At 51.9% G+C, this 25,762-nt stretch carries 22 protein-coding genes and 3 tRNA genes; 13 read left to right on the top strand and 12 right to left on the bottom strand.

Annotated elements, in window-relative coordinates; all coding sequences use genetic code 11:
- Positions 1-149: 149 nt before the first annotated feature.
- The 3 genes from HMPREF3066_RS04800 to HMPREF3066_RS04790 form a co-directional block, all read right to left on the bottom strand.
- Positions 150-240 (bottom strand) — tRNA-Ser (locus tag HMPREF3066_RS04800).
- Positions 241-334: 94 nt separating this feature from the next.
- A tRNA-Leu gene (locus HMPREF3066_RS04795) sits at positions 335-421 on the bottom strand.
- A 37-nt stretch (positions 422-458) separates the two neighbouring features.
- Positions 459-545, bottom strand: a tRNA-Leu gene (locus tag HMPREF3066_RS04790).
- Between the two features lie 93 nt (positions 546-638).
- On the opposite strand from HMPREF3066_RS04790, the gene rnr reads away from it, so the two are divergent.
- On the top strand, positions 639-3,131 hold the full coding sequence (gene rnr / locus HMPREF3066_RS04785; RefSeq protein ID WP_141743175.1) for a ribonuclease R: 2,493 nt from the start codon (positions 639-641) through the stop codon (positions 3,129-3,131).
- 126 nt (positions 3,132-3,257) lie between these two features.
- On the opposite strand, the gene HMPREF3066_RS04780 is transcribed toward rnr, so the two are convergent.
- Entirely contained in the window at positions 3,258-3,818 is a 561-nt protein-coding gene (locus HMPREF3066_RS04780; RefSeq protein WP_070440770.1) for a molybdenum cofactor guanylyltransferase, read from the bottom strand.
- Positions 3,819-4,054: 236 nt separating this feature from the next.
- On the opposite strand from HMPREF3066_RS04780, the gene HMPREF3066_RS04775 reads away from it, so the two are divergent.
- From HMPREF3066_RS04775 to HMPREF3066_RS04755, 5 genes are all read left to right on the top strand, one after another.
- Entirely contained in the window at positions 4,055-5,848 is a 1,794-nt protein-coding gene (locus HMPREF3066_RS04775; RefSeq protein ID WP_039407301.1) for a histidine kinase, read from the top strand.
- On the top strand, positions 5,845-6,501 hold the full coding sequence (locus tag HMPREF3066_RS04770) for a response regulator (RefSeq protein WP_003743074.1): 657 nt from the start codon (positions 5,845-5,847) through the stop codon (positions 6,499-6,501). The genes HMPREF3066_RS04775 and HMPREF3066_RS04770 overlap by 4 nt, the downstream gene beginning before the upstream one ends.
- A 272-nt stretch (positions 6,502-6,773) precedes the next feature.
- Positions 6,774-8,579 (top strand): protein-disulfide reductase DsbD, encoded by a 1,806-nt coding sequence (dsbD, locus tag HMPREF3066_RS04765; RefSeq protein ID WP_070440767.1) that lies wholly within the window; start codon positions 6,774-6,776, stop codon positions 8,577-8,579.
- A 102-nt stretch (positions 8,580-8,681) separates the two neighbouring features.
- A complete protein-coding gene (gene ung / locus HMPREF3066_RS04760) occupies positions 8,682-9,341 on the top strand; it encodes a uracil-DNA glycosylase (protein ID WP_070440764.1) in 660 nt (219 codons plus the stop codon).
- 110 nt (positions 9,342-9,451) lie between these two features.
- Positions 9,452-9,949: a YbhB/YbcL family Raf kinase inhibitor-like protein gene (locus HMPREF3066_RS04755; protein ID WP_070440761.1), complete on the top strand. Its 498-nt coding sequence runs from the start codon at positions 9,452-9,454 to the stop codon at positions 9,947-9,949.
- 220 nt (positions 9,950-10,169) lie between these two features.
- On the opposite strand, the gene HMPREF3066_RS04750 is transcribed toward HMPREF3066_RS04755, so the two are convergent.
- Complete coding sequence (locus tag HMPREF3066_RS04750) at positions 10,170-10,976, bottom strand: calcium-binding protein (RefSeq protein WP_070440758.1); 807 nt, start codon at positions 10,974-10,976, stop codon at positions 10,170-10,172.
- A gap of 333 nt (positions 10,977-11,309) precedes the next feature.
- Here HMPREF3066_RS04750 and HMPREF3066_RS04745 point away from each other — a divergent pair, with 333 nt between their 5' ends.
- Together HMPREF3066_RS04745 and fghA are read left to right on the top strand one after the other, a co-directional pair.
- The gene (locus HMPREF3066_RS04745; protein ID WP_039407286.1) at positions 11,310-12,446 is read left to right on the top strand and encodes an S-(hydroxymethyl)glutathione dehydrogenase/class III alcohol dehydrogenase; all 1,137 of its coding nucleotides are present in this window, start codon (positions 11,310-11,312) and stop codon (positions 12,444-12,446) included.
- 8 nt (positions 12,447-12,454) lie between these two features.
- On the top strand, positions 12,455-13,282 hold the full coding sequence (gene fghA, locus HMPREF3066_RS04740; RefSeq protein WP_070440755.1) for an S-formylglutathione hydrolase: 828 nt from the start codon (positions 12,455-12,457) through the stop codon (positions 13,280-13,282).
- 585 nt (positions 13,283-13,867) lie between these two features.
- Here fghA and HMPREF3066_RS04735 read toward each other — a convergent pair.
- Together HMPREF3066_RS04735 and HMPREF3066_RS04730 are read right to left on the bottom strand one after the other, a co-directional pair.
- Complete coding sequence (locus tag HMPREF3066_RS04735) at positions 13,868-14,377, bottom strand: peptidylprolyl isomerase (RefSeq protein ID WP_009311530.1); 510 nt, start codon at positions 14,375-14,377, stop codon at positions 13,868-13,870.
- Positions 14,378-14,484: 107 nt separating this feature from the next.
- Positions 14,485-15,900, bottom strand: coding sequence for an SLC13 family permease (locus tag HMPREF3066_RS04730; RefSeq protein ID WP_070440752.1), 1,416 nt, complete (start codon positions 15,898-15,900; stop codon positions 14,485-14,487).
- Between the two features lie 380 nt (positions 15,901-16,280).
- On the opposite strand from HMPREF3066_RS04730, the gene HMPREF3066_RS04725 reads away from it, so the two are divergent.
- Positions 16,281-16,979, top strand: coding sequence for a TIGR02117 family protein (locus tag HMPREF3066_RS04725; protein WP_070440749.1), 699 nt, complete (start codon positions 16,281-16,283; stop codon positions 16,977-16,979).
- Positions 16,976-17,743, top strand: coding sequence for a type I 3-dehydroquinate dehydratase (gene aroD, locus HMPREF3066_RS04720; protein WP_070440746.1), 768 nt, complete (start codon positions 16,976-16,978; stop codon positions 17,741-17,743). Before HMPREF3066_RS04725 ends, aroD begins: the two co-directional genes overlap by 4 nt.
- A 270-nt stretch (positions 17,744-18,013) precedes the next feature.
- Here aroD and lptG read toward each other — a convergent pair whose 3' ends face one another.
- The 3 genes from lptG to HMPREF3066_RS13100 are packed head-to-tail and all read right to left on the bottom strand — an operon-like array spanning position 18,014 to position 20,377.
- Positions 18,014-19,084: an LPS export ABC transporter permease LptG gene (gene lptG / locus HMPREF3066_RS04715; protein WP_060974753.1), complete on the bottom strand. Its 1,071-nt coding sequence runs from the start codon at positions 19,082-19,084 to the stop codon at positions 18,014-18,016.
- Positions 19,081-20,196: an LPS export ABC transporter permease LptF gene (lptF, locus tag HMPREF3066_RS04710; RefSeq protein ID WP_070440743.1), complete on the bottom strand. Its 1,116-nt coding sequence runs from the start codon at positions 20,194-20,196 to the stop codon at positions 19,081-19,083. Before lptF ends, lptG begins: the two co-directional genes overlap by 4 nt.
- Positions 20,197-20,206: 10 nt before the next feature.
- On the bottom strand, positions 20,207-20,377 hold the full coding sequence (locus HMPREF3066_RS13100; RefSeq protein WP_159070296.1) for a hypothetical protein: 171 nt from the start codon (positions 20,375-20,377) through the stop codon (positions 20,207-20,209).
- Between HMPREF3066_RS13100 and HMPREF3066_RS04705 the strand changes: the two genes are divergently transcribed.
- Complete coding sequence (locus HMPREF3066_RS04705) at positions 20,364-21,773, top strand: leucyl aminopeptidase (protein ID WP_070440740.1); 1,410 nt, start codon at positions 20,364-20,366, stop codon at positions 21,771-21,773. The genes HMPREF3066_RS13100 and HMPREF3066_RS04705 overlap by 14 nt on opposite strands.
- A 106-nt stretch (positions 21,774-21,879) precedes the next feature.
- Here the strand turns inward: HMPREF3066_RS04705 and HMPREF3066_RS04700 are convergent, their stop codons facing one another.
- Entirely contained in the window at positions 21,880-22,242 is a 363-nt protein-coding gene (locus tag HMPREF3066_RS04700) for an ester cyclase (protein WP_070440737.1), read from the bottom strand.
- A 159-nt stretch (positions 22,243-22,401) separates the two neighbouring features.
- On the opposite strand from HMPREF3066_RS04700, the gene HMPREF3066_RS04695 reads away from it, so the two are divergent.
- Positions 22,402-22,878, top strand: coding sequence for a cupin domain-containing protein (locus HMPREF3066_RS04695; protein ID WP_070440820.1), 477 nt, complete (start codon positions 22,402-22,404; stop codon positions 22,876-22,878).
- Positions 22,879-23,180: 302 nt separating this feature from the next.
- Positions 23,181-25,469 (top strand): TonB-dependent zinc receptor ZnuD, encoded by a 2,289-nt coding sequence (znuD, locus tag HMPREF3066_RS04690; RefSeq protein ID WP_070440734.1) that lies wholly within the window; start codon positions 23,181-23,183, stop codon positions 25,467-25,469.
- 106 nt (positions 25,470-25,575) lie between these two features.
- Here znuD and HMPREF3066_RS13305 read toward each other — a convergent pair.
- Positions 25,576-25,762, bottom strand: a 187-nt coding sequence (locus tag HMPREF3066_RS13305) for a hypothetical protein (RefSeq protein ID WP_210385693.1), incomplete at its 5' end; no start/stop codon positions are given.

Raw genomic sequence — 25,762 nt, 5'->3', positions numbered from 1 at the left:
CCAAATAAAATACCACAAAAAAACAAAAAAGATTTAAACCTTTTTAAAAGCGTTTGACATTCTTGAATAAATAAAAGCCCCTTAAACACTTAATATTTAAGGGGCTTTTTCTGTTTTTGAAAAGTTCGTAAAACTTTTAAAAGTATCTATGGCAGAGAGGAAGGGATTCGAACCCTCGATACGCTATTCACGTATACACGCTTTCCAGGCGTGCGACTTAAACCACTCATCCACCTCTCTGTGGAATCAAACATATTTTGTCGTCTGATATTGTAGCTTAATCAGACAAATAAATCTATTCAATAAAAAATCCGGATAAGCCGGATAATTGATTTGGTGCCCAGGAGAAGACTCGAACTTCCACACCCGTGAGGATACTAGCACCTGAAGCTAGCGCGTCTACCAATTCCGCCACCTGGGCAATTAGGATGGATAAGCAAAGCGGCAACCAAAAGGTTTGGTGCCCAGGAGAAGACTCGAACTTCCACGCCCGTGAGGACACTAGCACCTGAAGCTAGCGCGTCTACCAATTCCGCCACCTGGGCTTTGCTTTATTTCCTGTTTTGCGTTACAGTGATTGACTATTTCGCAAAGAAGCGGTCATTATATATTTTAGAAAAAGAATGTCAACAAATAAAATGAACAAAAATATTAAATCTTTAAATTTACGAGAAAAAGACCCGTTTTTGAAACGGGAGAAACAACGTTACGAACATCCGCTGCCAAGCAGGGAGTGGATCATTGAATTATTGGAACAAAAAGGCGTGCCGTCCAAAATCGAAGTCTTGGCACGCGAGTTGTCGATTACGGAAGAAGAGTACGAATTTTTCGAACGTCGTCTGAAAGCGATGGCGCGGGACGGTCAGGTTTTAATCAACCGCCGCGGTGCGGTTTGTGCGGCGGACAAATTGGATTTGGTCAAATGCCGTGTCGAGGCGCACAAAGACGGCTTCGGCTTCGCCGTACCGCTCACGCCCACCAAAGACGGCGATTTTGTTTTATATGAACGCCAAATGCGCGGCATCATGCACGGCGACATCGTGACCGTCCGCCCTGCCGGCATCGACCGCAAAGGCCGCCGCGAAGGAACGGTTTTAGATATTGTCGAACGCGCACAAAGCAAAGTGGTCGGACGTTTCTATATGGATCGCGGCGTAGCGATTTTGGAAGCGGAAGACAAACGCCTGAACCAAAGCATCGTTTTAGAACCTGACAGCGTCGCGCATTTCAAACCCGAATCCGGTCAGGTCATCGTCGGCGAAATCGAGACTTATCCCGAGCAAAACCGCCCTGCCGTGGCGAAAATCATCGAAGTATTGGGCGATTATGCCGACAGCGGTATGGAAATCGAAATTGCTGTGCGCAAACACCATTTGCCGCACCAATTCAGTGAAGCGTGTGCCAAAGCCGCGAAAAAAATCCCCGACCATGTTCGTAAAAGCGATTTGAAAGGCCGCGTCGATTTGCGCGATTTGCCTTTGGTCACCATAGACGGTGAAACGGCGCGCGATTTCGACGATGCCGTGTTTGCCGAAAAAATCGGGCGCAATTACCGTTTGGTCGTGGCGATTGCCGATGTTAGCCATTATGTCCGCCCCGATGACGCTATCGACACGGACGCGCAGGAACGCAGCACCAGCGTTTACTTCCCGCGCCGCGTGATTCCCATGCTGCCGGAAAACCTGTCCAACGGCATCTGCTCGCTCAATCCCGATGTCGAGCGTTTGTGCATGGTGTGCGACATGGTCATCACTTACGCGGGCAATATTAAAGAATACCGCTTCTACCCTGCGGTTATGCGTTCCCATGCCCGCCTGACGTACAACCAAGTCTGGGGTTGGATTTCAGACGACCTTGACCATCCGCACAAAGCCCAAATCGATACCCTCCACAAACTCTTCAAAATCCTTCAGAAAAAACGCTTCGAACGCGGCGCGGTGGAGTTTGAAAGCGTCGAAACCCAAATGCTTTTCGACGACAACGGCAAAATCGAAAAAATCGTGCCCGTTGTCCGCAACGACGCCCACAAACTGATTGAAGAGTGCATGTTGGCGGCGAACGTCTGCGCGGCAGAATTCCTGATAAAAAACAAACACACCGCCCTCTTCCGCAACCACTTAGGCCCGACACCCGAAAAACTCGCCACCCTGCGCGAGCAGCTCGGCTTATTGGGTTTGCAACTGGGTGGCGGCGACAACCCGACACCGAAAGACTATGCCGCACTTGCCGAACAATTCAAAGGCAGACCCGATGCCGAATTGCTGCAAGTCATGATGTTGCGTTCCATGCAGCAGGCAGTTTACGAACCGCATTGCGACGGACACTTCGGTCTTGCCTACGAAGCATACGCCCACTTCACCTCCCCCATCCGCCGCTATCCCGACCTGACCGTCCACCGCGCCATCAAAGCCGTGTTGAACCAGCAAACCTACACGCCAAGCAAAAGCTGGCAGGCTTTGGGCGTCCACACCTCGTTCTGCGAACGCCGCGCCGACGATGCCAGCCGCGACGTGGAAAACTGGCTGAAAACCTATTACATGCGCGATAAAGTCGGCGAAATATTCGAGGGCAAAATCTCCGGCATGACCAACTTCGGCCTCTTCGTTACGCTGGACGGCATCCACATCGACGGCTTGGTACACATCAGCGATTTGGGCGAAGACTATTTCAACTTCCGCCCCGAAATCATGGCGATAGAAGGCGAACGCAGCGGCATCCGTTTCAACATGGGCGACAAAGTCAGCGTCCGAGTGGCACGCGCCGATTTGGACACTAGCAAAATCGACCTGACCTTGATTAGCGGCGGAAGCAGCGGCAAGAAACGCCGCGCCAAAACCACTGCACAAACCGGCTCGAAAACCAAACGCAAACTGACGGCGAAAGAAATCGACGACGCGATGAAAACGCCTGTAAAACAGGAAAAACCCGCCGCCAAACGCCGCAGCAAAGCCCAACCGTCCAACGCAGCAACGTCGTCTGAAAATGGCAAAAAGAAAACCGCCAAAGCCAAAACCGCAACGGAAAAAGCCAAACGCAAAGACAAAAAGCCAAGCAAAAGCGTGAAAATCAAGGTAAAAACCCCGGATACCGCGCCAACCAAGCGCAAAGGCAGAAGCAAGGCTAACGGCTGATATTGCAACCCCAAGCCTCCTTCAATCACAAAAGGTCGTCTGAAATTTTCAGACGACCTTTTGTGTAATGACATTCATTTCGCAACAAATAAATGCCAGTAGTTTGAATATATTTAATTTTTCGGCTCAGGCAATGTTTGATTTTCCGTAACGGATAAAACAATCATCATGGTCAAATTGTAAGACACGGGCACGCTGTTGCTGCAACCACCCCCTCACCGTCCTTAATCCTGAATTCAAATAAGGTACGGTACTTTGTAAAATTTGCGGGCGGATGAACATCACGTTGTAATGCGGCGTTACAGGTGTTTCGATATAAAAGGCATTGCACAAAGGTGTTTTTTTAGAAACTGCCTGAAACCTTTCTACCAAATCATCCGGCAAATTAGGCATATCGCACGGCACAACCAAAAGCCAGTCGGCAGAGGCAATCTGCAAATCATTGGCAGCGGTACACAATGCAGCCAATCCGCCCAAATACCGCCATTGCCTTGCATCCGGCAGCAGGTGCGGGCTTCTGACAGCATAACTTTCCAAATTACGGTTGGCACTGATGGCAATATGGTCAACTTGCGGCCTAATCCTTTCGATAACACAATCAATCAACGTTTTTCCTTGCCAGAGCAACAGGCCTTTATCTCCGCCGTCTGACTGTCCCCCTGCCGATATCAACGCAAATATTTTCATATTTATCCTTTGTGAAGCGGTTTGGTTACCCGATGTCGTCTGAAAGTCTTCATCCGAGTGAGCGGGCTTATGATAAAATTCATATAATTTGAATTTTATCATAACATGATTTTACATTGAAACAGTGTCATCTCTATTTCATGGCAACCATCTCGTCGGTCCGATTGCCTCTAAGCCGAATGAATGATATGTTTACACAGTAACCGACCGAAAACTTCCAACGGCATATACCTTCTATGTCTTTCACATTCCGTTTTTTAAACCGCCTAAGCCTGTCTTCGCGCTTGAAGCTGCTGACCATATTATGGGTCGGCTCCGCCCTTTTGTCCGTCATCCTGACTTTGGTACTCTCTTGGAGGCTGCAAAATGCCGCCACCGTTATCGAAGATGCAGGCAACTTGCGGACGCAGGTTTACCGCCTTGCCTACATGGTCGGCGAACGCGCACCCAAGGCGCAAATCAACAATCAAATCCGCGAATTCGAACAAAACCTCAACCGCATCAGCCAGAGTAACGCCATACACCCGCTGATGCCCTCTGAAACACCGCCCGCCTACGACCTGATACAGACCGCGCTGATTGAAGACTGGAAAGCCAACATACAACCCGTCCTGCGCCGTTACGAACGCCCCGACCAAATCAAGCTCTACCGTTTTGCAGCCAATATCGAACTGTTTTTACAGGCGATGGAACACGCCAATGAGAAAAACACACTATGGTTGCGCCGCTTTCAAATGATTATGATGGGGATGATTTTTGCGGCGGCGGGACTGATGATTATCTGGCACTATGCATGGATTATCCGGCCTTTGGAAACACTGAGGGACGGTGTAAAGACCATCAGCCAAGGCAGGTTCGGCGTTCAGATCGACACAGACCAGATAAGCGAGTTTGCCCAAGTCAATAAAGGCTTCAACCAAATGAGCAGCCGGCTAAAGACGCTTTATACCGATTTAGAGGGGCAAGTGGCACGTCAAACTCAAGACCTGGCGCGACAAAACCGTGATCTGACGCTGCTCTATCAAACCACCCGCGATTTGCATCAAACTTTCACCCCCCAACAGGCGGCGGAAGAATTTCTCAAGCGCACCCTGCCTGCCGTCTCCGCAGAAGCGGGCAGCATCCGCCTTTGGGATAACGAACGCAAACGCACGGACATAGTGGCGTCCATCGGGCTGCCTGATGATTCGGATGAGCCAGATACTGCCCCGGATAAAACGGCACTCAAACACGCCGTTTTCCCCATCAGCTATCAAGAAGAAGAACTGGGTGTTTTAAACCTGTATTTTTCAGACGACCTTAAACCAGATAACAACGACAACGAACTGCTGCGTACATTAAGCGGACAATTAGGCGTTTCCATCGTCAACAGCCGCCTCGAGCAAGAACGCCGCCTGCTTGCCGTTTTACAGGAGCGCAACCTGATTGCCCAAGGCCTGCACGACAGCATCGCACAAGCATTGACTTTCCTAAACCTCCAAGTCCAAATGCTGGAAAGCGCATTCTATTCAAACCAAAAAGAACAAGCCGAAGAGAATATCCGCTTCATCAAAGACGGCGTGCAGGAATGTTATGAAGACGTGCGCGAACTACTGCTGAACTTCCGCACCAAAATCAGTAACAAAGACTTCCCTGAAGCCGTTTCTGCCCTGCTTACCCGATTTGAAAGACAGACCAAAATCAACGTCAGTACCGAATGGAGGGATGAAGGCGCGGCATTGAACAACGACGAGCAGTTACAGATTATCTTCATCCTCCAAGAGAGCCTGTCCAACATCCGCAAACACGCCTTGGCACGCAACGTTACCGTCAGCATTGACAACCGTCAGGACTTCACGCTGATCATCCGCGATGACGGCGTAGGTTTCGATCCCGCCCACCTGGACACGCTTTCCGGCGAACATGTCGGCATGGGCATCATGCGCGAACGCGCCCAACGTATCCACGCAGAATTAGAAGTCAGCTCCAAACCGGATGAAGGCACAACCGTTACCCTAACCCTACCCAAACACAAGAGAACATTCTCATGACCATTAAAATTATCCTGATCGACGACCACACACTCTTCCGCAGCGGCATCAAAGCCCTGCTCTCCCGTCAAAGCGACTTCGAAGTCATCGGAGAAGCCGCCGACGGTTTGTCCGGCGTCAAAATGGCGGAACAGCTCAAACCCGACGTCGTCTTACTCGACCTTGACATGCCCGTCATGAATGGTCGCGAAGCACTGGCACAAATCTTGGGCGTCAACCCGAACCAAACCGTCATCATGCTGACCGTTTCCGAAGACAGCGACGACCTGACCGAATGCATGCGCATCGGCGCACGCGGCTTTTTGCTGAAAAACATCAACGCCGACTTCCTGCTCGACAGCATCCGCAAAGCCGTGGACGGCGACAACGTCTTCTCGCCCGAAATGACCACCCGCCTCGTCCAATCCCTGATTTCCCCGTCCGCACCGCGTACCGATCAGGCACTCTCTACCCTCACCCCGCGCGAACTCGAAATCTTAGGCTACCTCGCCGCCGGACACAGTAACAAAGTCATCGCCCGTCATTTGGAATTGGCAGAATCCACCGTCAAGGTTCACGTTCAAAACCTGCTGCGAAAACTTGACCTCAGTAGCCGCGTCCAAGCCGCCGTTTACGCCGTTCAGCACAAAGTCCCGCAGCCTGAAATCAATTAAACGGCTCAAGATACCGGTACTCAAGCGGTAAAACATGAAAGGTCGTCTGAAAATGGTTTAGCAGAATTTACCCTATCCGTTTTCAGACGACCTTTCCCGTTCCAATCGGCTATGAAAAAGAGACAATCCGACGGGCATCATCTATCAAGTAGTCCGATAATCCCCCCCTCGCGACGATAAAAAACAATCGCTGCTTTTAATATAAATTAAGGCCTATAAACGGCTGCTGCGTTTATAATGCGCCTGTTCAACCCTTCCACCGAGAAGACGCCATGAAAAAACTCCTTTACTTCTTTACCGCCTTTTTTGCCCTGTGTTCCAGCGCGTTCGCTGTGAACGCCGACGATTTGCTGCCGCCTGAAAAAGCGTTTGTGCCGCAAGTGAACGTTACCGACAAAGGCATCAACGTCGAATTCAAAATCGCCGACGGCTACTATATGTACCAATCGAAAATCGTCGCCGCCACCGCGTCTGAAGGCCTATTGGGCGAACCCGTTTTCAGCAAAGGCGAAGCCAAAGAAGATGAGTTTTTCGGCAAACAAACCGTGTTCCACCGCGCCGCTCAGGTCAACTGGCCTTACAAAAAAGCCGCGCCGACCTACAAGCTGACGCTGACTTATCAAGGTTGTGCCGAAGCCGGCGTATGTTACCCGCCTGTGGACACTTCTTTCGAGATTAATGGCAACGGCCTGTACCAGCCGCAAAGCGACGAACCCATATCCGCCAAAGACCGCTTCCTGCAACCCGATTCCGCCAAACCATCCCCCGCCGCCGCGCCTAAAGCCTCGCAAAACGATGACAACAGTCGCTTCAAATTATCGTGGGACACATTAAACGCCAACCTGTTGGCGTTTTTTACCGCAGGGGTATTCCTGAGCTTTACCGCCTGTATGTATCCGCTTTTACCGATAGTCTCCAGCATCATCGTCGGCGATAAAACCGCCGGCAAAGGCCGCGCCTTTGCGCTGTCCGTAGCGTATGTGCAAGGTTTGGCACTGACCTACACGCTGGTCGGCGTCATCGCAGGCCTGACAGGCGCACTCTTAACCGTATGGCTGCAACAGGCATGGGTCGTCCTTGCCGCCGCAGGCCTGATGGTCGTCCTCGCGCTTTCCATGTTCGGACTCTTCAACATCCAACTGCCCAACGCCGTCCAATCCTATTTCCAAAACCAAAGCAGCAAACTCTCCGGCGGAAAAATCTTCTCCGTCTTCGTCATGGGCATACTCTCCGCGCTGATTGTCGGCCCCTGCGTCGCCCCGCCGCTCGGATTCGCCTTGGGCTATATCGGACAAACCGGTGATGCCGTTTTGGGCGGGCTGGCGTTGTATGTCTTGGCACTCGGCACCGGCGTTCCGCTGATCCTCATCGGCACATTCGGCGGCCACGTCCTGCCCAAAGCAGGCGACTGGATGAACGGCATCAAATACGCCTTCGGCTTCATCCTGCTTGCCGTTGCCGTTTACCTCGCCACACCGCATCTGCCCTACTACCTCGTTGTCGCGCTTTACACCCTGCTCATGATCGTCCCTGCCGTCATGTTGCTGGTTAAATCCGGCAAACAAAAAGGTCGTCTGAAAACCGCAGCCTCCGTTTTAGGCTTCCTGCTCATTATCGGCGGCGCATGGTTCGGCTGGCAAAGCGCAAACAAACAAACCACCGCCCTGCACCACTTCCTGACATTGTCTCCCCCGTCCGAAGCAGGCAAAACGACCGACCACGGCAAAATGTTCACTGACGTCGCCGAACTCAAAGCTGCCATGGACGCCGCATTGAAAGCCAACCCCGACAAACCCGTCGTTTTGGATTTCTACGCCGACTGGTGTATTTCCTGCAAAGAAATGGCAAACTACACGCTCAACCAGCCGCAAGTGCATGAAGCCGTCGATATGGAACGCTTCTTCCAAATCGACGTAACCGCCAACACGCCCGAACATCAGGCACTCTACAAAGAATACGGAATCTACGGCCCGCCGGGCATTTTCGCCATCCACGCCGACGGCAGACGCAGCGACCCCTTGCTCGGCTTCGTCAAACCAGACGAATTCATCAACTGGTACAAACAAAACGAAAAATAAAGACGAAAGGTCGTCTGAAAACCTGAAACAGGGTTTTCAGACGACCTTTTTACAAACAACCGCACTATAATGCCCACTATTCCCTTTCACAAAGGCAGCCTCATGCAAACTTGGCACGAAGCAATCGGCTCGGAAAAGTCCGAACCCTATTTCCAACACATCATCGAAACCGTCAAAAAAGAGCGCGGCATGGGGCGGATTATCTATCCGCCTGCCGAAGACGTGTTCAACGCCTTTAAAGCAACCGAATTCGGTAACGTCAAAGTTGTGATTTTGGGGCAAGACCCGTATCACGGTGCAGGACAGGCGCACGGGCTGGCGTTTTCCGTCCGCGAAGGCGTCGCTGTCCCGCCCTCGCTGGTCAATATTTACAAAGAGCTGGCGGACGACATCGAAGGCTTCCGTATCCCGCAACACGGCTATCTGCAACATTGGGCGGAGCAGGGCGTTTTACTGCTCAATACCGTACTGACCGTCCGCGCGGGACAGGCGCATTCCCATGCCACATTGGGTTGGGAGCGCTTTACTGACGAAGTGGTCAACCAAATCAACCAAAACCGCGAACACGTCGTCTTCATGCTTTGGGGCAGCCACGCGCAGAAAAAAGGCGCGTTTATCGACCGCAGCCGCCATCTCGTCCTCAGCGCGCCGCACCCCTCGCCGCTGTCCGCCTATCGCGGTTTCTTCGGCTGCAAACACTTTTCCCGAGCCAATGCTTATTTGCAGGAAAAAGGCATAACGCCGATAGACTGGCAGGTATAAAAACAGGTCGTCTGAAAACGGCAGCCATAGCAAACCGGACAATCCACCCACCGTCTGAACAAGCCTTCCTTTTTCAGACGACCCCTTTCCCAACCCCACAGGAGAACACTATGCAGGTAACGACTTCAGCCATTGTCAACGGCGAATTTGAAGACAAATACGGCAAACGCGGCAGTCAGTTCAGTCCGAACGATATGCCGACTTACTCCATCCCTTTTGAAATCAGCGGCGCGCCCGAAGGCACGAAATCCTTCGCCGTCGTTCTGGAAGACAAAGACGCCATCACCGCCAGCGGATTTGTGTGGACACACTGGCTGATTGCCGACCTCAAACGCACCTCCGTCGCCGAAAACGAAAGTCTGACCGCCACCGACTACACGCAAGGCGCAAACAGTTGGGCAAGCCTGTTGGGCAAGTTGGACATCGAAGAAGCCACAGGCTACGGCGGCATGTATCCGCCCAACTGCCGCCACCGCTACGAACTCATCGTTTACGCACTCGACACCGTATTAAACCTACCGCGCGGCTTCCGCTTCAACGACCTGCACTTCGCCATGCGAGGACATATCTTGGACAGCGCAAGCGTAATGGGAACGTATGACGTATAAAGTTTAAGCAGTTTGAGACCTTTGCCAGATTTTTCAGAAAGCGCAATCTTAGAAACAGAAACGTCGTCTGAAACCTGTAACTACGTTTTTAGACGACGTTTTTATTGAATCAGCTTAGAATGAACTGACGATTTATTTCAAATAATGTTTATTTTAAATCTTTGCTTTGGAGTTTAAAAAGCAGATTCATTTCAAACTGTCGGTTCTTTTTCACGGGTCTTTAGCCGATGATATTGGATGCATCCAACCATTTTGATGGATCGTCGCTATCGAATTTGGCAAATACGGTGCTACTGCTTGAACCTGCTGCACGATAAGCAAGAGTCTGCTGCTCTGTATCAAAGATGAGATAAGGATGGTCTTTTTGGAGAATGACCTCAGGGTCTTTGTCAACGAACATCTTTGACCAGCTCAAATTGGCGTTGCTGCCAGTCAGCAATGAACGCATACCAGATAGGTCGAATTTATCCGTCTCAGGGTTAAAGTCGAGCAAACGATCTATGCTGCCTTCACGAATATCTGCTGCAGTAAAGGCGACAGTGTCTCTGCCTGCACCTGTTATGATGGTGTCGCTACCCAAGCCGCCTGCAAGATAGTCATCTCCGTCTCCTCCGTTGAGGTGATCATTTCCATTGCCACCTGACAGGGTGTCGTGGCCGCCCATGCCGTACAGGAAATCGTTGCCTTCTTCACCACTCAAGCGGTTGTTGCCGCTGTTGCCTATCAGAATATTGTTAGAGTTGTTGCCAAATCCGAAGGTGTTGCCGTTGCCTTCCAATGTCAGGTTTTCGACGTGGGTCGGTAAGGTAAAGGTTGTATCGGCGTAAACCGTGTCGTTGCCTTCATTTGCATATTCAACAATGGTGTCGCCCGCGTTCTTACTGTAATAAATATCGTCGCCCAAGCCGCCGTAGAATGTGGTATGTCCGAGACTGCCATGTAAAACGTCATCATGGGGCGTTCCTTTAAGGACGTCTGATTTATTGTTTGCTGCACTACGGGATAAAGAGTGCAATGTATTGGCCATGATGGCTCTCCTTGAGATCAAGTAGCCGGGAATATAAATAATTCTATCTATATGACATTAAAGAATTTTTTTCTTGTACATCTCAACGAGGATTTGATCGGCGAATGAAATGATGAGAAAGATATAATAATTTATATTATTGTTTTGTTTATTAATTTAAAATAAAAATGATATTTGATGGCACTTCAATAAAATGCCAATTGTATTTTACATCTTCAGTCAATCATGCTACTGCCGAAGCAAAATTGCAAAAAACGCTTGCTTCAGACTGGAGTCCAAAGTATAAACTGGTGTCATTTAGTAACTTTATTAATGAATTAAAAGGCAAAAATAATGGAAATTAAACAAACCAATTCAACCATCAAATCGCGTGCGGCGGTAGCATTCGCGCCAAATCAACCCTTACAAATTGTGGAAATCGATGTAGAAATGCCGCGTAAAGGCGAGGTGTTAATCCGCAATACCCACACTGGCGTGTGCCATACTGATGCATTTACATTATCAGGGAACGATCCTGAAGGCGTATTCCCTGTGGTGCTTGGACACGAAGGTGCAGGTGTAGTCGTTGCTGTGGGCGAAGGTGTGTTAAGCGTAAAACCAGGTGATCACGTCATTCCTCTTTACACCGCTGAATGTGGAGAATGTGAGTTTTGTCGTTCAGGTAAAACCAACTTATGCGTCTCAGTGCGTGATACGCAAGGTAAAGGCTTAATGCCGGACGGCACGACGCGTTTTTCTTATCAAGGTCAGCCGATCTATCACTATATGGGCTGTTCGACTTTCAGTGAATATTCTGTTGTTGCCGAAGTTTCACTGGCGAAAATCAACCCGGAAGCCAACCACGAACAAGTATGTTTGCTCGGCTGCGGTGTTACCACAGGTATTGGTGCGGTACATAACACGGCAAAAGTGCAAGAAGGCGACTCTGTGGCCGTGTTTGGCTTGGGGGCGATTGGTTTGGCTGTGGTGCAAGGTGCGCGTCAAGCCAAAGCGGGGCGCATTATCGCCATTGATACCAATTCCGCAAAATTCGAGTTGGCAAAACAGTTTGGTGCGACTGACTGCTTAAACCCGAACGATTACGATAAACCAATCAAAGATGTGTTGTTAGACATCAATAAATGGGGCATTGACCATACCTTTGAATGTATCGGCAATGTAAACGTAATGCGTCAAGCATTAGAAAGTGCACACCGTGGTTGGGGACAATCCATTATCATCGGCGTAGCAGGTGCAGGACAAGAAATTTCAACGCGTCCGTTCCAGTTGGTAACCGGTCGTGTTTGGAAAGGCACGGCATTTGGTGGTGTGAAAGGCCGCTCTGAACTTCCGAAAATGGTGGAAGATTCAATGAAAGGTGATATCCAGTTAGAACCGTTTGTGACTCACACAATGACACTTGATCAAATCAATGAAGCCTTTGAGTTAATGCACGAAGGTAAATCGATCCGCTCTGTTATTCATTACTAAGGCCCGTGATGAAACTGATTGAACAACATCAAATTTTTGGCGGTTTGCAACAAGTTTGGGCACATCATGCCCAAACGCTTCAATGCGAAATGAAATTTGCCGTCTATTTGCCGGATAATCAGGAGAATCGACCACTTGGTGTGATTTATTGGCTTTCCGGCTTAACCTGTACTGAACAAAATTTCATTACCAAATCAGGCTTTCAGCGCTATGCGGCAGAACATCAAGTGATTGTGGTTGCCCCCGATACCAGCCCTCGCGGAGAGCAAGTGCCGAACGATGCGGCTTATGATTTAGGGCAAGGTGCAGGCTTCTATCTGAATGCGACCGAACAGCCTTGGGCGACGAATTATCAAATGTATGATTATATTTTGAACGAGTTGCCCCGTCTGATTGAGGAAAAATTTCCTACCAACGGCAAACGTTCCATTATGGGGCATTCAATGGGCGGACACGGCGCATTGGTATTGGCACTGCGAAACCGAGAACGTTATCAAAGTGTCTCTGCCTTTTCGCCCATTTTGTCGCCAAGCCTTGTGCCTTGGGGAGAAAAAGCCTTTTCTGCCTATTTAGGAAAAGATCGTGAAAAATGGCAACAATATGATGCCGGCTCGCTCATTCAACAAGGCTATAAAGTGCAAGGTATGCGCATTGATCAGGGCTTGGAAGATGAGTTTTTACCAACACAATTGCGTACCGAAGATTTTATCGAAACCTGTCGTGCGGCAAATCAGCCGATCAACGTGCGCTTCCATAAAGGCTATGATCATAGCTATTACTTCATCGCCAGTTTTATTGGTGATCATATTGCATATCATGCGGCATTTTTGAAGTAAGCCAAAGAAGTGATTCGTGAATCGAATAAACGTTGAAGTGAACGTTAATTTTTCAAGTTAATGAATTAAAAAGGCATCGGATTGATGCCTTTTGTTTTTATAAATGATAAAAAGTGCTATTTAAAATGAGCTGCCTCCTAGAATTAACATGAGGAGCCCTTTGCAAAATCTCCTCACTCATCCTACTTAACTATTCCCCCATTCCAATACAAACCATTGTTGAGAGGTAAAAAACGAAAAGGTCGTCTGAAAACCTGTTTTCAGACGACCTTTTGTTGTTATCGAGAACTTTGCAAATAGCCCTTTTCATCCCCAACAGCCGAAACCCAAACACAGGTTTTCTGCTGTTTCGTTGCGGATTACAAAAAACAGTCAGGCATACCGCCCTGCCCAGTTTCGTCCTACATATTTTCCTTGCGTCAAGCCCACGCTACGCTGCCAATGCAACAGATTTGTTTGATTGATTGCTGACGGTTGATGGCAACTGATTCGTCAAAAACCAAAGAAGCCGTCGATATGCCTTATCCGCAAAAAAAGCAGCCCGTTTCAGGCTGCTTTTGCGTCATGGGATGTAACGCGTCAAATTTATACCACTTCGGCTTTGGTGATGACGACAGGTTCGGTCGGTACGTCGTCGTGGTAGCCGTGGCGTTTGGTGGCGACGCCTTCGATGGCATCGACTACATCAAAACCATCGACGACTTTGCCGAATACGGCGTAGCCCCAGTCTTGGACGACGGTTTTGCCGTACAGCTCTTTGGAACGGAAGTTCAGGAAGGCGTTGTCGGCGGTGTTGATGAAGAATTGCGCGCTGGCGGAATGCGGGTCGGAGGTGCGCGCCATGGCGATGGTGTATTTCTCGTTGGGCAGGCCGTTGGACGCTTCGTTTTGAATCGGATCGCGCGTTTCTTTTTCGTTCATGTTTTCGTCCATGCCGCCGCCTTGAATCATGAAGCCTTTGATGACGCGATGGAAGATTACGCCGTCGTAGAAGCCGTCTTTGACGTATTGTTCGAAATTTTTGGCGGTAACGGGGGCTTTGTCGAAATCGAGTTCGATTTTGATGTCGCCTTTGTTGGTGTGCAGGATAATCATGGGTTTCCTTTCGTTAAGAATCTTTTTACAAATGGTGCTGGGCGGAAAAACTTCAAGGTCGTCTGAAAAATATTCTTTCAGACGACCTTGGCTAGGGTTTTACGGGTTTACATCAGAATGAAATAAGCCCACAGTGCAACCAATACGATACAGAGGACGTTCAGCAGCAAGCCGACGTTCATCATTTCGCGTTGCTTGATTAACCCCGTACCGAACACAATCGCGTTAGGCGGCGTGGCAACCGGCAGCATGAACGCGCAAGATGCGCCGATGCCGATGACGAATACCAAGACTTGTTCGGGCAGCCCCATTTGTGTGGCGATGCTGGCGAAAATCGGCACGAGCAGCGCGGCAGAAGCGGTGTTACTGGTGAACTCGGTCAGGAAGATGATGAAGGTGGCGACTACGAAAATCACCAGCAGCGGATGCGCGGCGGTGAAAGTGGTGGCCACCTGCTGACCCAATGCTTCGGATGCGCCGGAAGATTGCAGCAGCGCGCTCAAGCTGATACCGCCGCCGAAGAGCATCAATACGCCCCAGTCGGTATTGCGGGCGACTTCTTTCCATTGCGCCACACCGAATACGACGACGGCGACAGCGGCAATCAGGGCGATGACGGTGTCGGGGTTGGAAATGCCGAACGCTTCTTTGATTTTGGAGCTGAATACCCAAGCGACGGCAGCAGCCAAGAAAATCAACAGCGCGATTACACGGTGCAGCGTCCACGGGATAGACTCGGCTTTGACTTCGACGCGCTCGTTCAGATTGGGCTTGAGGATGACGTACATGGAAAACAGCATCAAGGGCAGAATCAACAGCATCATCGGCAGACCGAGTTTCATCCAGCCGACGAAGTCCAGATTCAGGGCTTTGGCGGCAATCATGTTCGGCGGCGAACCGACTACGGTACCCAAACCGCCGATGCTGGCGCAGTAGGCGATGCCGAGCAGGACGAAGACGTAGGTTTTACGTTCTCTTTCTTGGTCGAGGTGGCTCATCATACCCATTGCCAAAGGAAGCATCATGGCGGCGGTGGCGGTGTTGCTGATCCACATGGACAGGAAGGCGGTAACGGCAAACAGCATCAACACGGCGACTTTCATATTGCCGCGCGACAGGCGCAAGAGGTTGACGGCGATTTTGCGGTCGAGGCGCTGCATGTGCAGGGCGGTGGCAAGCGCGAAGCCGCCGAAGAAGATGTAAATCGTCGGATCGGCAAAGCCCGCCATCGCTTTTTTGATGTCCATATCGGGGAAGCCGAGTACGACGGCGAGAATCGGCACCATCAATGCGGTTACCGTGATGTGGACGGCTTCGGTGAACCAAAGCGCGGCAACGAAAATCAACAGCGCAATGCCTTTGTTGGCATCGGTGCCGTAGGGCAGGATGCTGTAAATGCCGAAACAGACGACGGCGGAAATGATGGTGGTCAGCAGGCCTTTAAAGTCGGTGATCGGCTTTTGCGCACTGAGCAGCTCGACATTCTCAGGATGCTGGGTTTTGTCCTTTGCATGTAAGTCCATGGAGTATTCCTCTGAAACATAACGTGAAATCGCTAAAACCGCTGAAGCATAGGCTCATCGCCTGACATTGCTTTTTTATTGATTTCACTGAATCGGTTTTTCTTGTTTCCCGCAGCGGGTTGTTCGTAGGCTTTGGATTTCAAGCAAACAAAGCCGTGCGGCATGGCAATGAGTATATTTGTAATCGGGTGTAGTGTAAATATAATGTTAACAATCGGGCGCGGTTTTTTACGAAAACGGATTGATGGGAAACTAAAAATATCTTTTTGTTGATTTTCAGACGACCTCCTTTGTAGTTAAAGCGTTAAGGTCGTCTGAAATGCCTAAAACATGCCGTTATCGTGATATGATGCCGCATCTTTATCGACGCCGTCACGTCAATGAAAAAAATATTCAAAATCCTCCTGAAAGCCCTGTTGGCATTTATCATCGCCGCCATCCTTTACTTTGCCGCCGCCTACATACTTGGTAAGATTCCGCAGGACAGCACTGAAGCCTCTGACGGCGACGTAACCCTTTACCTGCACAGCAACGGCGTACACGCCGACATCATCATGCCGCTTTCAGACGACCTTTTCGACTGGACCAGTATCATCAACCCAGCCGACAGCCCCGCAGGGCAAGGCGATGCGCCCATCCGCTACGTCGGCATAGGCTGGGGCGAGCGCAATTTCTATTTGAAAACGCCGCAGTGGTCGGATTTGACCGCCTCTACGGCAGTACAGGCGTTAAGCGGGGTCAACAGCACGCTGATTCACGCTATCTACTACCGCGAGCCGCCGAGAGAAGGCGAAAATACCGTCAAATTCACCGTCAGCCGCGAACAATACCGCCGCCTGAGTGCCAACCTGATGCGCCATTTCAAGGTGAAAGCGGGCAAAGCCATCCCCGTCGCCGGTGCACATTACAGCGCTGACGACGCATTCTACGAGGCAGAAGGACGCTACCATCTTTTCAATACGTGCAACAGCTGGCTCAACCGCCGCCTGACCGAAAGCGGCATCAACGGCGTTGTTTGGACACCGTTCCCCGATCCGCTGCTCGACAGCCACCGCACCAATACAGCAGAAAAACCATGAAAACCCTGACCATCCGCCATCTCACGCTCGGCAGCGGACAGCCGAAAATCGCCGTTCCCTTGGTTGCCCGAGACGAAGCAGCCTTATCCGCTACCCTGAAAAACCTCGAACACGCCTGTTTCGATATTATCGAGTTCAGAGCCGACTATTTCGACCAAGCGGGCAACCCCGAGTACCTGCTCGCCCAAGCCGAAGCCGTACGCCGCGCCTTTCCCGAAACCCCGCTGCTGTTCACCTTCAGACGAGCAGAGGAAGGCGGCGAATACCCTTGCAGCAAAGCGTATTATTTCGAGTTGCTCGATAAAGCCGCCGCTTCAGGCATCATCGACATCATCGACATCGAACTTTCCGCCGGCGAGAGCGAAGTCCGCCAAGCGGTTGCCGCCGCCAAAGCGAACGACACCGCTGTACTGATGAGCAACCACGATTTCCATCAAACACCCGCCAAATCGGACATCACAGGTCGTCTGAAAAAAATGGAAGAGGCAGGCGCGGACATCTGCAAAATTGCCGTGATGCCCCAAAGCCCCGCCGATGTCCTGACGCTTTTGGACGCCACTTGGGAAGCCCGTCAAACCGCAAACCGCCCGATTGTTACCATCTCCATGGGCAAGCTCGGACTCGTCAGCCGCATCACAGGCTCGACCTTCGGCTCCGCCATCACATTCGGCACGGCAGGCACCGCCTCCGCCCCCGGCCAGCTCGATTCCGCCAATCTGAAAAACATCTTGGATGTTTTGGAAAACGGCAACACCGCCGGATAACAATAAATACAAAAAAACAAAAGGTCGTCTGAAACAGCGTTCAGACGACCTCGTTTTCTTTGTTTCAACAATTTGGCGAGCAAATCTCCTGAACGACGAATTGGTTTCAGACGACTTTTACAGCGGATTGGCTTATAACCATCCAAATAAACCGCACCCTCCACTACCCCGCCCTACCCAAACTCAAACCAAACAAAACGTCGTCTGAAAACAGGCATAGCGTATTTCGCAAAACCGTTTTCAGACGACGTTTTCTCCGAATCCATCTTTTTATCTTCTCTCCTGCCTGCGTATCAGCCACACCGCGAGCAGGGCGAAGGCTATGGTGGGCAATGCGCCGGCGAGGAAGGGTGGGACGCCGTAGAGTTGGCTGGTAAAGCCGAAGAGCCGTCCGGCGAAGTGGAACAGCAAGCCGAGGCAGATGCCGCCGAAGAGCTTCAAGCCCATATTGCCGTGGCGGGTGGTTTGCGGTGTGAAGGCGAAGGCGACGAGCGCCATGACCCATGCGGCGACGGGGTAAACCAATTTGCGCCACCAGGCGATGGCGTAGATTTGGGTGTTTTGGTTGTTGTTTTCGAGGTGGCTGATGTAGGTGGTCAGTTCGCCGACCGACATTTGGTCGGGTTTGACAAGCAATACGTCCATCAGGTTGCGTTTGACGGCGATCGGCCAGTTTTCTTCGGCGGCAGTCGAGACTTCGACTTTGTCTTCGCTAAGCGTGCTGCGGCGGATGTTTTTCAACTGCCAACTGCCGTCGTTGTTTAAAACGGCGGATTCGGCTTCCGTTGCCTGCGTCAGCTCGTTTTTGTCGTTGCGCACCCAAATTTTAATGCCCAGCAGGGTATGGTCGGGCAGCATTTCGCGCACGTTGATGATGCTGTTTTTTTCTTTGAGCCAAAGCCCGGTATTGCCGGTGCTGATTTTGCCGTTGATGGCGGCGGATTTGATGTTTTCGGCTTTTTGGCTGAGGGTGGGGGCAATCCATTCGCCGAGCGCGGCGGTGGCGATGGCGAAAATCAGTCCGAACTGCGACAGGATCAGCAGCAGCTTTTTGGTGCTCATGCCGCTTGCTTTGATGACGGTCAGTTCGCTGCCGGCAGCAAGCTGGCTGAGGGAGACGAGTCCGCCGATGAGGACGGCGAGGGGCATGAGTTCGTAGGCGCGCGCGGGCATCTGCATGAGGACGTATTGCGCCATGGTTGCGCCGTTATAGCTGCCTTTGCCCAAGTCGCCGACTTCGTTGATGATCTCGAAAAAGCTGTACAGGGCGAGGAAGGCCAAGAGGGCGTAAACCGCCATAACCGCCATTTGGCGGATGATGTAACGTGAAATCAGGTTCATTTTCCGCCTTTCAATGTCAGACTTTTGCCAACCGCCCGCCAGAAGGGCTGGCTGGGCATACTGCGTACGCGCAGGAGTACGACGGCGATGGCGAACATGATGATGTGCATGGGCAGCAGTCCGAGCCAGAAATGGATTTTGCCATCCTCCACGGCATTGCGCAGGAAGGTCAGTCCGTTTTGGTAAATCAGGAAAAGCCCGATGGCGACGAGGATGTTGTAGGTGTGGCCGCTGCGCGGGTTGAAATAGGAAAGCGGCACGGCAAGCAGGCAGAGCAGGAGGACGCTGACGGTCAGCGAGATGCGCCACATCAATTCCGCCTGATGTTGCGGGTTGCTGCTGCCGATGAGCTGCGATGTCGGGATGGTGCGGCGGTGGGAAACGGGGTCGATGAGTTTGGGCGTGGTGCTGATAATCAGGCTGAGGTTTTGGAAGGAAACGCGGTTGTAGTCGGCTTTGCCGGGCGTGCCGCTGTAACGGTAGCCGTTGCGCAGGTCGAGCGTGCGCTTGTTGTCGTTCAGCGAGAAATTGCCTTCTTTGGCGAAGATAATGTTGTCGTTGCCGTTTTTATCCTGTTCGCGCAGGAACAGGTTTTTCATGATGCCCGATTCGGTGTCGAAGGTTTCGACGAAGTAAACCCTGCCGTTGCGCTTGCCCAGGCTGTTGAACTCGCCTGCTTCCACCATGGACAATTCTTGTTTCTGCTTGAGGATTTCGGCGTATTCACGGCTGCGCAGTTCCGCCCACGGCATGACCCAAAGCTGCATGACGGCAATCAGCAGGGCAAACGGTACGGCAAACTGCATGACGGGGCGTATCCACTGTTTCAACGCCAATCCGCAGGAGAGCCAGACCGACATTTCGCTGTCGCGCCAGTAGCGGGTCAACACGGTCAGCGTGCTGATGAACGCAGTCAAAACCAGCAAAAGCGGCGTCATGCCGATAACCCAGAAACCGACCAATGCCAACACGGCATCGATGGCGACGCGCCCGTCGGCGGCACGGCCGAGCAGGTTGATTGCCTGAGTGGAGACCAACACTGCCAAGAGGACGACGAAAATGCCGATGGCGGTAAAAGAGAGTTCTTTGATGAAGTTTCTTTGATAAATCATAGAATCGCGGCTAGGAGCGGTAGCGGTTCGGCGCAGGCGGATTGTCTGCGCAAGGTTTCAGACGACCTCTCAAATGGAGTACAATCTTTCCAACCGTTTTCAGACGACCCCTTGATGCAAAGGGTCGTCTGAAACTACCCGAAACCATCTCAATCAGGAGAATAAACGTGGAATTTAGCACAAAAGCCGGAACCTTGCAGCCGCAACAGGCAGGCGCGCAGTTATTTGTCTGCACCGAAACCGCGCAATTAAACCACCCGACCGCCCTTGCCCTTTTGTCTTCGCTTGAAGAAGGTCAAAATTTCGCCGACACCAAAATCCCGACGGACAACGGTTTGCAGGCAGTCGCCGTCGTCCGCCTCGAAAAAACCGACCGCGCCGCGCTGAACAAAGCTGCCGCCGAAGCCGCCAAATGGGCGCAAAATCAGGAAACGGTCAATGCGGACATCCATGCCTTCGATGAAGCACAAGCCGCCGCCGTTGCCGAAGCCTTTGCCATCGCGTTCGGCAACGCCGCCTACCGTTTCGACCGCTACAAAAAAGAAGCCAAGCCCGCCAAATTCGCACAAGCCGTGTTCCACACCGCACACGAAGCCGCCGTCAAAGAAGCCCTGCGCGTCGCCGAAGCGCAGGTTTACGGACAAAGCCTCTGCCGCGACTTGGGCAACGCCGCGCCCAACGAATGCACACCCGAATTTTTAGCGCGCACCGCCAAAGCCGAAGCCGAAAAACTGGGCGCACACGCCAAAATCATCGAAAAAGACTACATCAAAGAAAACATGGGTTCGTTCTGGTCGGTTGCCAAAGGCAGCGTGGAAGACCCCTATCTGATTGAATTGAGCTACTTCGGCGCGGCGAACAAAGAAGCCGCCCCCGTCGTCCTGGTCGGCAAAGGCATCACCTTCGACACCGGCGGCATCTCCCTCAAACCCGGTTTGAACATGGACGAGATGAAGTTTGACATGTGCGGCGCGGCAACCGTCATCAGCACCTTCTGCGCCGCCGTCAAACTGCAACTGCCGATCAACCTCGTCGCCGTCGTCGCCACCTGCGAAAACATGCCTTCCGGCGCGGCAAACAAACCGGGCGACGTCGTGAAAAGCATGAAAGGCTTAACGATTGAAGTGTTGAACACCGATGCCGAAGGCCGTCTGATTTTGTGCGACGCGCTCACTTACGCAGAGCAGTTCAAGCCCAAAGCCGTCATCGACGTCGCCACCCTGACCGGCGCGTGCATCATCGCCTTGGGTCATGACGTCAGCGGCGTGATGGGCAACAATCAGGATTTGGTCGACAGCCTGCTCGCCGCTTCCCGCAACGTGGACGACAAAGCATGGCAACTGCCGCTCTTTGAAACCTACAAAGACCAGCTCAAATCCAACTTCGCCGACATCCCCAACATCGGCACGCCCGGCGCAGGCACGATTACCGCCGCCACCTTCCTGTCTTATTTCACCGAAGACTACCCGTGGGCGCACCTCGATATCGCGGGTACAGCATGGAAATCCGGCAGCGAAAAAGGCGCGACCGGCCGCCCCGTTCCCCTGTTGCTGAACTATCTGCGCAACGTGAAATAAGCCTTGACGCCTGCGGGGCAAAGCAACCGACCCCGCAGGTCGTCTGAAAACGGAACGCATCAACTAATGCAGGCTGTTCGAAAACATATCGGATTTGGTAACCCCATTATGCAGCGTTGTTGTTCATCGTCCAGCAGTCGGTAATCTTACCGTCTTTGATTTTCAGAAAATCCGTACCGACTTTGACGGCAGTTTGGTTACCGAGCGTAGCGGTTACACGCCAATATGCAGAAATTGTGTCGCCGTCGTGGAACGGACCGAGTACGATTTCATAATGCAAATCTGCTTTAGCACGAATGGTAGCTATCCAAGCCTTTGCACTGGCTATGTCAGTTACGGGCGCGGGTGGTGGAGTGGAATCAGCGGTCAGATGTGCTTTGAAGTTGTTTGACAGCAGTTCATCGGCAATGTCGAGATTGCCATTCCACATCTGTGTCCATGCAGTATAGATTTTTTGTGTTTCGGTCATGTTTTTGTCTCTTAACGGTGTTGGGTAATAAGGAAAATCCTGTGCTGAAAAGCTGGGAAATGATGCTATGCAATCTTACTTGTCGTCAATATTGATACGAAAACTGCCTGAATGCAGCCTGCGCTTTATCTGCCCCAAAAAAACAAACGGAGAACCATGATGAAACCGCTATTTGCCGCATTGTCCGTCGCCTTTCTGCTCGGTACGACCGTCAACGTTCACGCCGCGGAACAGGCCAAACCTACCGACCGCAGCGTCCAAGTGTACAAAAAAGCCGATTTGGCGGAGTGGAACCGCGAAAACGCAGCCGGAGGCAAAGGCCCGCTGCTCGGACGTTTCGCCTTCAATCGCCACCAGACCGACGCCCAAGACGCGTTTAGGGAAATCGGCTGGCTGACCCTGCCGCCGGGCGCATCCATCGGCGAACACAAACACACCGACAACGAAGACGTTTACATCATCGTATCGGGCAAAGGCGTGTTTACCGACAGCACGGGTAAACAAACCCAAGTCGGCGCCGGCGACATCACCATCGCCCGCCCCGGTCAGTCCCATGCGCTGAAAAACACCGGCAAAGAGCCGTTGGTCTTCCTTGACCTGATTGCCGAGACCGCCGCCGCCCAAGCTGCCAAATAGTAGTCATCAAACCGACAAGGTCGTCTGAAAACCATATTGCGTTTTCAGACGACCTTTTTTGCTGTTTAAGCAACATGATTCGTTCCAAGCAAACGGGGGGATGACGCGCTGCCGCTGTTTCCGTCTTTTTCATCATTTTCAAGATATTGGGTTTCAGACGACCTTTGGTTTTCGCTGTTTGTATGGGTTTTGGTTTGGCTGTTTTGCCGCACCAAATGCGGTTTGTTCCTTGAATTCTTGTCATATTAATGATGTGATGTTATATAATAACAATTTATTTGAAATATGACGGGAAACCTAAAATGACACAAGCCACGCTTAAACCTATTGTTTTATCTATTCTTTTAATCAGTTCCCCCATTCTCGCCCAAGCGCATGAAACCGAGCAGACGGTGGACTTGGAAACGGTCAACGTCGTCGGTAAAAGCCATCCGCGCGCCACTTCGGGGCTGCTGCAGACTTCGACTGCCTCCGACAAAATCATTGCCGGCGATACTTTGCGGCAAAAAGCCGTCAATCTCGGCGACGCGCTCAACGGCGTGCCGGGCGTCCATGCTTCGCAATACGGCGGCGGCGCGTCCGCGCCTGTGATACGCGGGCAGACGGGCAGGCGGATTAAAGTGTTGAACCATCACGGCGAAACGGGCGACATGGCGGATTTCTCGCCCGACCATGCCCTGATGGTGGACACCGCCTTGTCGCAACAAGTCGAAATCCTGCGCGGGCCGGTAACGCTGTTGTACAGCTCGGGCAATGTGGCGGGGCTGGTGGATGTTGCCGACGGAAAAATCCCCGAAAAAATGCCTGAAAACGGCGTATCGGGCGAACTGGGGCTGCGCTTGAGTAGCGGCAATCTGGAAAAACTCACGTCAGGCGGCATCAATGTCGGACTGGGCAAAAACTTCGTGTTGCACACGGAAGGGCTGTACCGCAAGTCGGGCGACTACGCCGTACCGCGTTACCACAAAGAAGAGGGTCGTCTGAAACGCTTGCCCGACAGCCATGCCGATTCGCAAACAGGCAGCATCGGGCTGTCTTGGGTGGGCGAGAAAGGCTTTATCGGCGCGGCGTACAGCGACCGTCGCGACCGCTACGGCCTGCCTGCCCACAGCCATCTCTACGACGACTGCCACGCCGACATCATCTGGCAGAAGAGCTTGATTAACAAACGCTATTTGCAGCTTTATCCGCACCTGTTGACCGAAGAAGACGTCGATTACGACAATCCGGGCTTAAGCTGCGGCTTCCATGACGACGATAATGCACACGCGCATGCCCACAACGGCAGACCGTGGATAGACCTGCGCAACAAACGCTACGAAATCCGCGCCGAATGGAGGCAGCCGCTCCCCGGTTTTGAAGCCCTGCGCGTACACCTGAACCGCAATGACTACCGCCACGACGAAAAAGCGGGCGATTCAGTGGAAAACTTCTTCAAAAACAAAACGCAAAATGCCCGCATCGAATTGCGCCACCTGCCCATAGGTCGTCTGAAAGGCAGTTGGGGCGTGCAATACCTGACTCAAAAATCCAGCGCGCTTTCCGCCATTCCCGAAACCGTCCAACAGCCGATGTTGATCGACAACGATGTGCATCATTACAGCTTTTTCGGCGTAGAACAGGCAAATTGGGACAACTTCTCGCTTGAAGGCGGCGTGCGCGTGGAAAAACAAAAAGCCGCCATCCAGTACGACAAGGCATTGATTGATCGGGAAAACTACTACAACCAACCCCTGCCCGACCTCGGTGCGCACCGCCAAACCGCCCGCTCGTTCGCGCTTTCCGGCAACTGGTATTTCTCGCCTTACCACAAACTCAGCCTGACCGCTTCCCATCAGGAGCGCCTGCCGTCAACGCAAGAGCTGTACGCACACGGCAAACACGTCGCCACCAACACCTTTGAAGTCGGCAACAAACACCTGAACAAAGAGCGTTCCAACAACATCGAACTCGCGCTGGGCTACGAAGGCGACCGCTGGCAATACAATCTGGCACTCTATCGCAACCGCTTCGGCAACTATATCTACGCCCAAACCCTCAACGACGGACGCGGCCCCAAATCCATCGAAGACGACAGCGAAATGAAGCTCGTGCGCTACAACCAATCCGGCGCAGACTTCTACGGCGCGGAAGGCGAAATCTTCTTCAAACCCACGTCGCGTTACCGCATCGGACTTTCCGGCGACTACGTCAGAGGTCGTCTGAAAAACCTTCCGTCGCTGCCCGGCAGGGAAGACGCTTACGGCAGCCGCCCACTCATTACCCAAGCCGACCAAAACGCCCCGCGCGTTCCCGCCGCACGGCTTGGCTTCCACCTGAATGCCGCGCTGACCGACCGCATCGATGCCCATCTCGACTACTACCGCGTGTTTGCCCAAAACAAACTCGCCCGCTACGAAACGCGCACGCCCGGACACCATATGCTCAACCTCGGCGCAAACTACCGCCGCCGTACCGGTTACGGCGAGTGGAATTGGTATGTCAAAGCAGACAACTTGTTCAACCAATCCGTTTACGCCCACAGCAGCTTCCTGTCCGACACCCCGCAAATGGGACGCAGCTTCACCGGCGGCGTGAACTTTAAGTTTTAAGGGGCGATAGACAAGAAAAAAGGTTTTCAGACGACCTCTGAAAACCTTTTTTATTCATCCCTTCATGTCATCCCAATCTTTTGACTTTCGTCAAAGGAAATTGTTTTCATCCGTCCACTTCCAGTATTAATCCGGCCTTTCCGCGCTCGTCATAAACCTTTGTAAACCAAATCATCCGACAGGTATCCGATATTCCTCCCCTCTTCGTCCCAAACATCCCCCTGCCCCACAGCCTTCCCCACATAAAATTTTTTTTCCAAATAATATAGTCAATTAAAATCAAAATAGGACAG

It is taken from the genome of Neisseria sp. HMSC03D10 (assembly GCF_001807625.1).
In the GTDB taxonomy this organism is placed as follows: domain Bacteria; phylum Pseudomonadota; class Gammaproteobacteria; order Burkholderiales; family Neisseriaceae; genus Neisseria; species Neisseria mucosa.
This window is presented reverse-complemented; position numbering and strand designations above follow the sequence as displayed.

Excerpts from the sequence above, each read along its gene's own strand:
- ung (WP_070440764.1), top strand. The coding sequence starts at position 8,682 with ATGCAAACTTGGCACGAAGCAATCGGCTCGGAAAAGTCCGAACCCTAT.
- fghA (WP_070440755.1), top strand. The coding sequence starts at position 12,455 with ATGAAACTGATTGAACAACATCAAATTTTTGGCGGTTTGCAACAAGTT.
- lptF (WP_070440743.1), bottom strand. The coding sequence starts at position 20,196 with ATGATTTATCAAAGAAACTTCATCAAAGAACTCTCTTTTACCGCCATC.
- rnr (WP_141743175.1), top strand. The coding sequence starts at position 639 with ATGAACAAAAATATTAAATCTTTAAATTTACGAGAAAAAGACCCGTTT.
- znuD (WP_070440734.1), top strand. The coding sequence starts at position 23,181 with ATGACACAAGCCACGCTTAAACCTATTGTTTTATCTATTCTTTTAATC.
- HMPREF3066_RS04780 (WP_070440770.1), bottom strand. The coding sequence starts at position 3,818 with ATGAAAATATTTGCGTTGATATCGGCAGGGGGACAGTCAGACGGCGGA.
- HMPREF3066_RS04700 (WP_070440737.1), bottom strand. The coding sequence starts at position 22,242 with ATGACCGAAACACAAAAAATCTATACTGCATGGACACAGATGTGGAAT.
- lptG (WP_060974753.1), bottom strand. The coding sequence starts at position 19,084 with ATGAACCTGATTTCACGTTACATCATCCGCCAAATGGCGGTTATGGCG.
- dsbD (WP_070440767.1), top strand. The coding sequence starts at position 6,774 with ATGAAAAAACTCCTTTACTTCTTTACCGCCTTTTTTGCCCTGTGTTCC.
- HMPREF3066_RS04695 (WP_070440820.1), top strand. The coding sequence starts at position 22,402 with ATGAAACCGCTATTTGCCGCATTGTCCGTCGCCTTTCTGCTCGGTACG.
- HMPREF3066_RS04745 (WP_039407286.1), top strand. The coding sequence starts at position 11,310 with ATGGAAATTAAACAAACCAATTCAACCATCAAATCGCGTGCGGCGGTA.
- aroD (WP_070440746.1), top strand. The coding sequence starts at position 16,976 with ATGAAAACCCTGACCATCCGCCATCTCACGCTCGGCAGCGGACAGCCG.
- HMPREF3066_RS04730 (WP_070440752.1), bottom strand. The coding sequence starts at position 15,900 with ATGGACTTACATGCAAAGGACAAAACCCAGCATCCTGAGAATGTCGAG.
- HMPREF3066_RS04755 (WP_070440761.1), top strand. The coding sequence starts at position 9,452 with ATGCAGGTAACGACTTCAGCCATTGTCAACGGCGAATTTGAAGACAAA.
- HMPREF3066_RS04770 (WP_003743074.1), top strand. The coding sequence starts at position 5,845 with ATGACCATTAAAATTATCCTGATCGACGACCACACACTCTTCCGCAGC.
- HMPREF3066_RS04725 (WP_070440749.1), top strand. The coding sequence starts at position 16,281 with ATGAAAAAAATATTCAAAATCCTCCTGAAAGCCCTGTTGGCATTTATC.
- HMPREF3066_RS04750 (WP_070440758.1), bottom strand. The coding sequence starts at position 10,976 with ATGGCCAATACATTGCACTCTTTATCCCGTAGTGCAGCAAACAATAAA.
- HMPREF3066_RS04735 (WP_009311530.1), bottom strand. The coding sequence starts at position 14,377 with ATGATTATCCTGCACACCAACAAAGGCGACATCAAAATCGAACTCGAT.
- HMPREF3066_RS04775 (WP_039407301.1), top strand. The coding sequence starts at position 4,055 with ATGTCTTTCACATTCCGTTTTTTAAACCGCCTAAGCCTGTCTTCGCGC.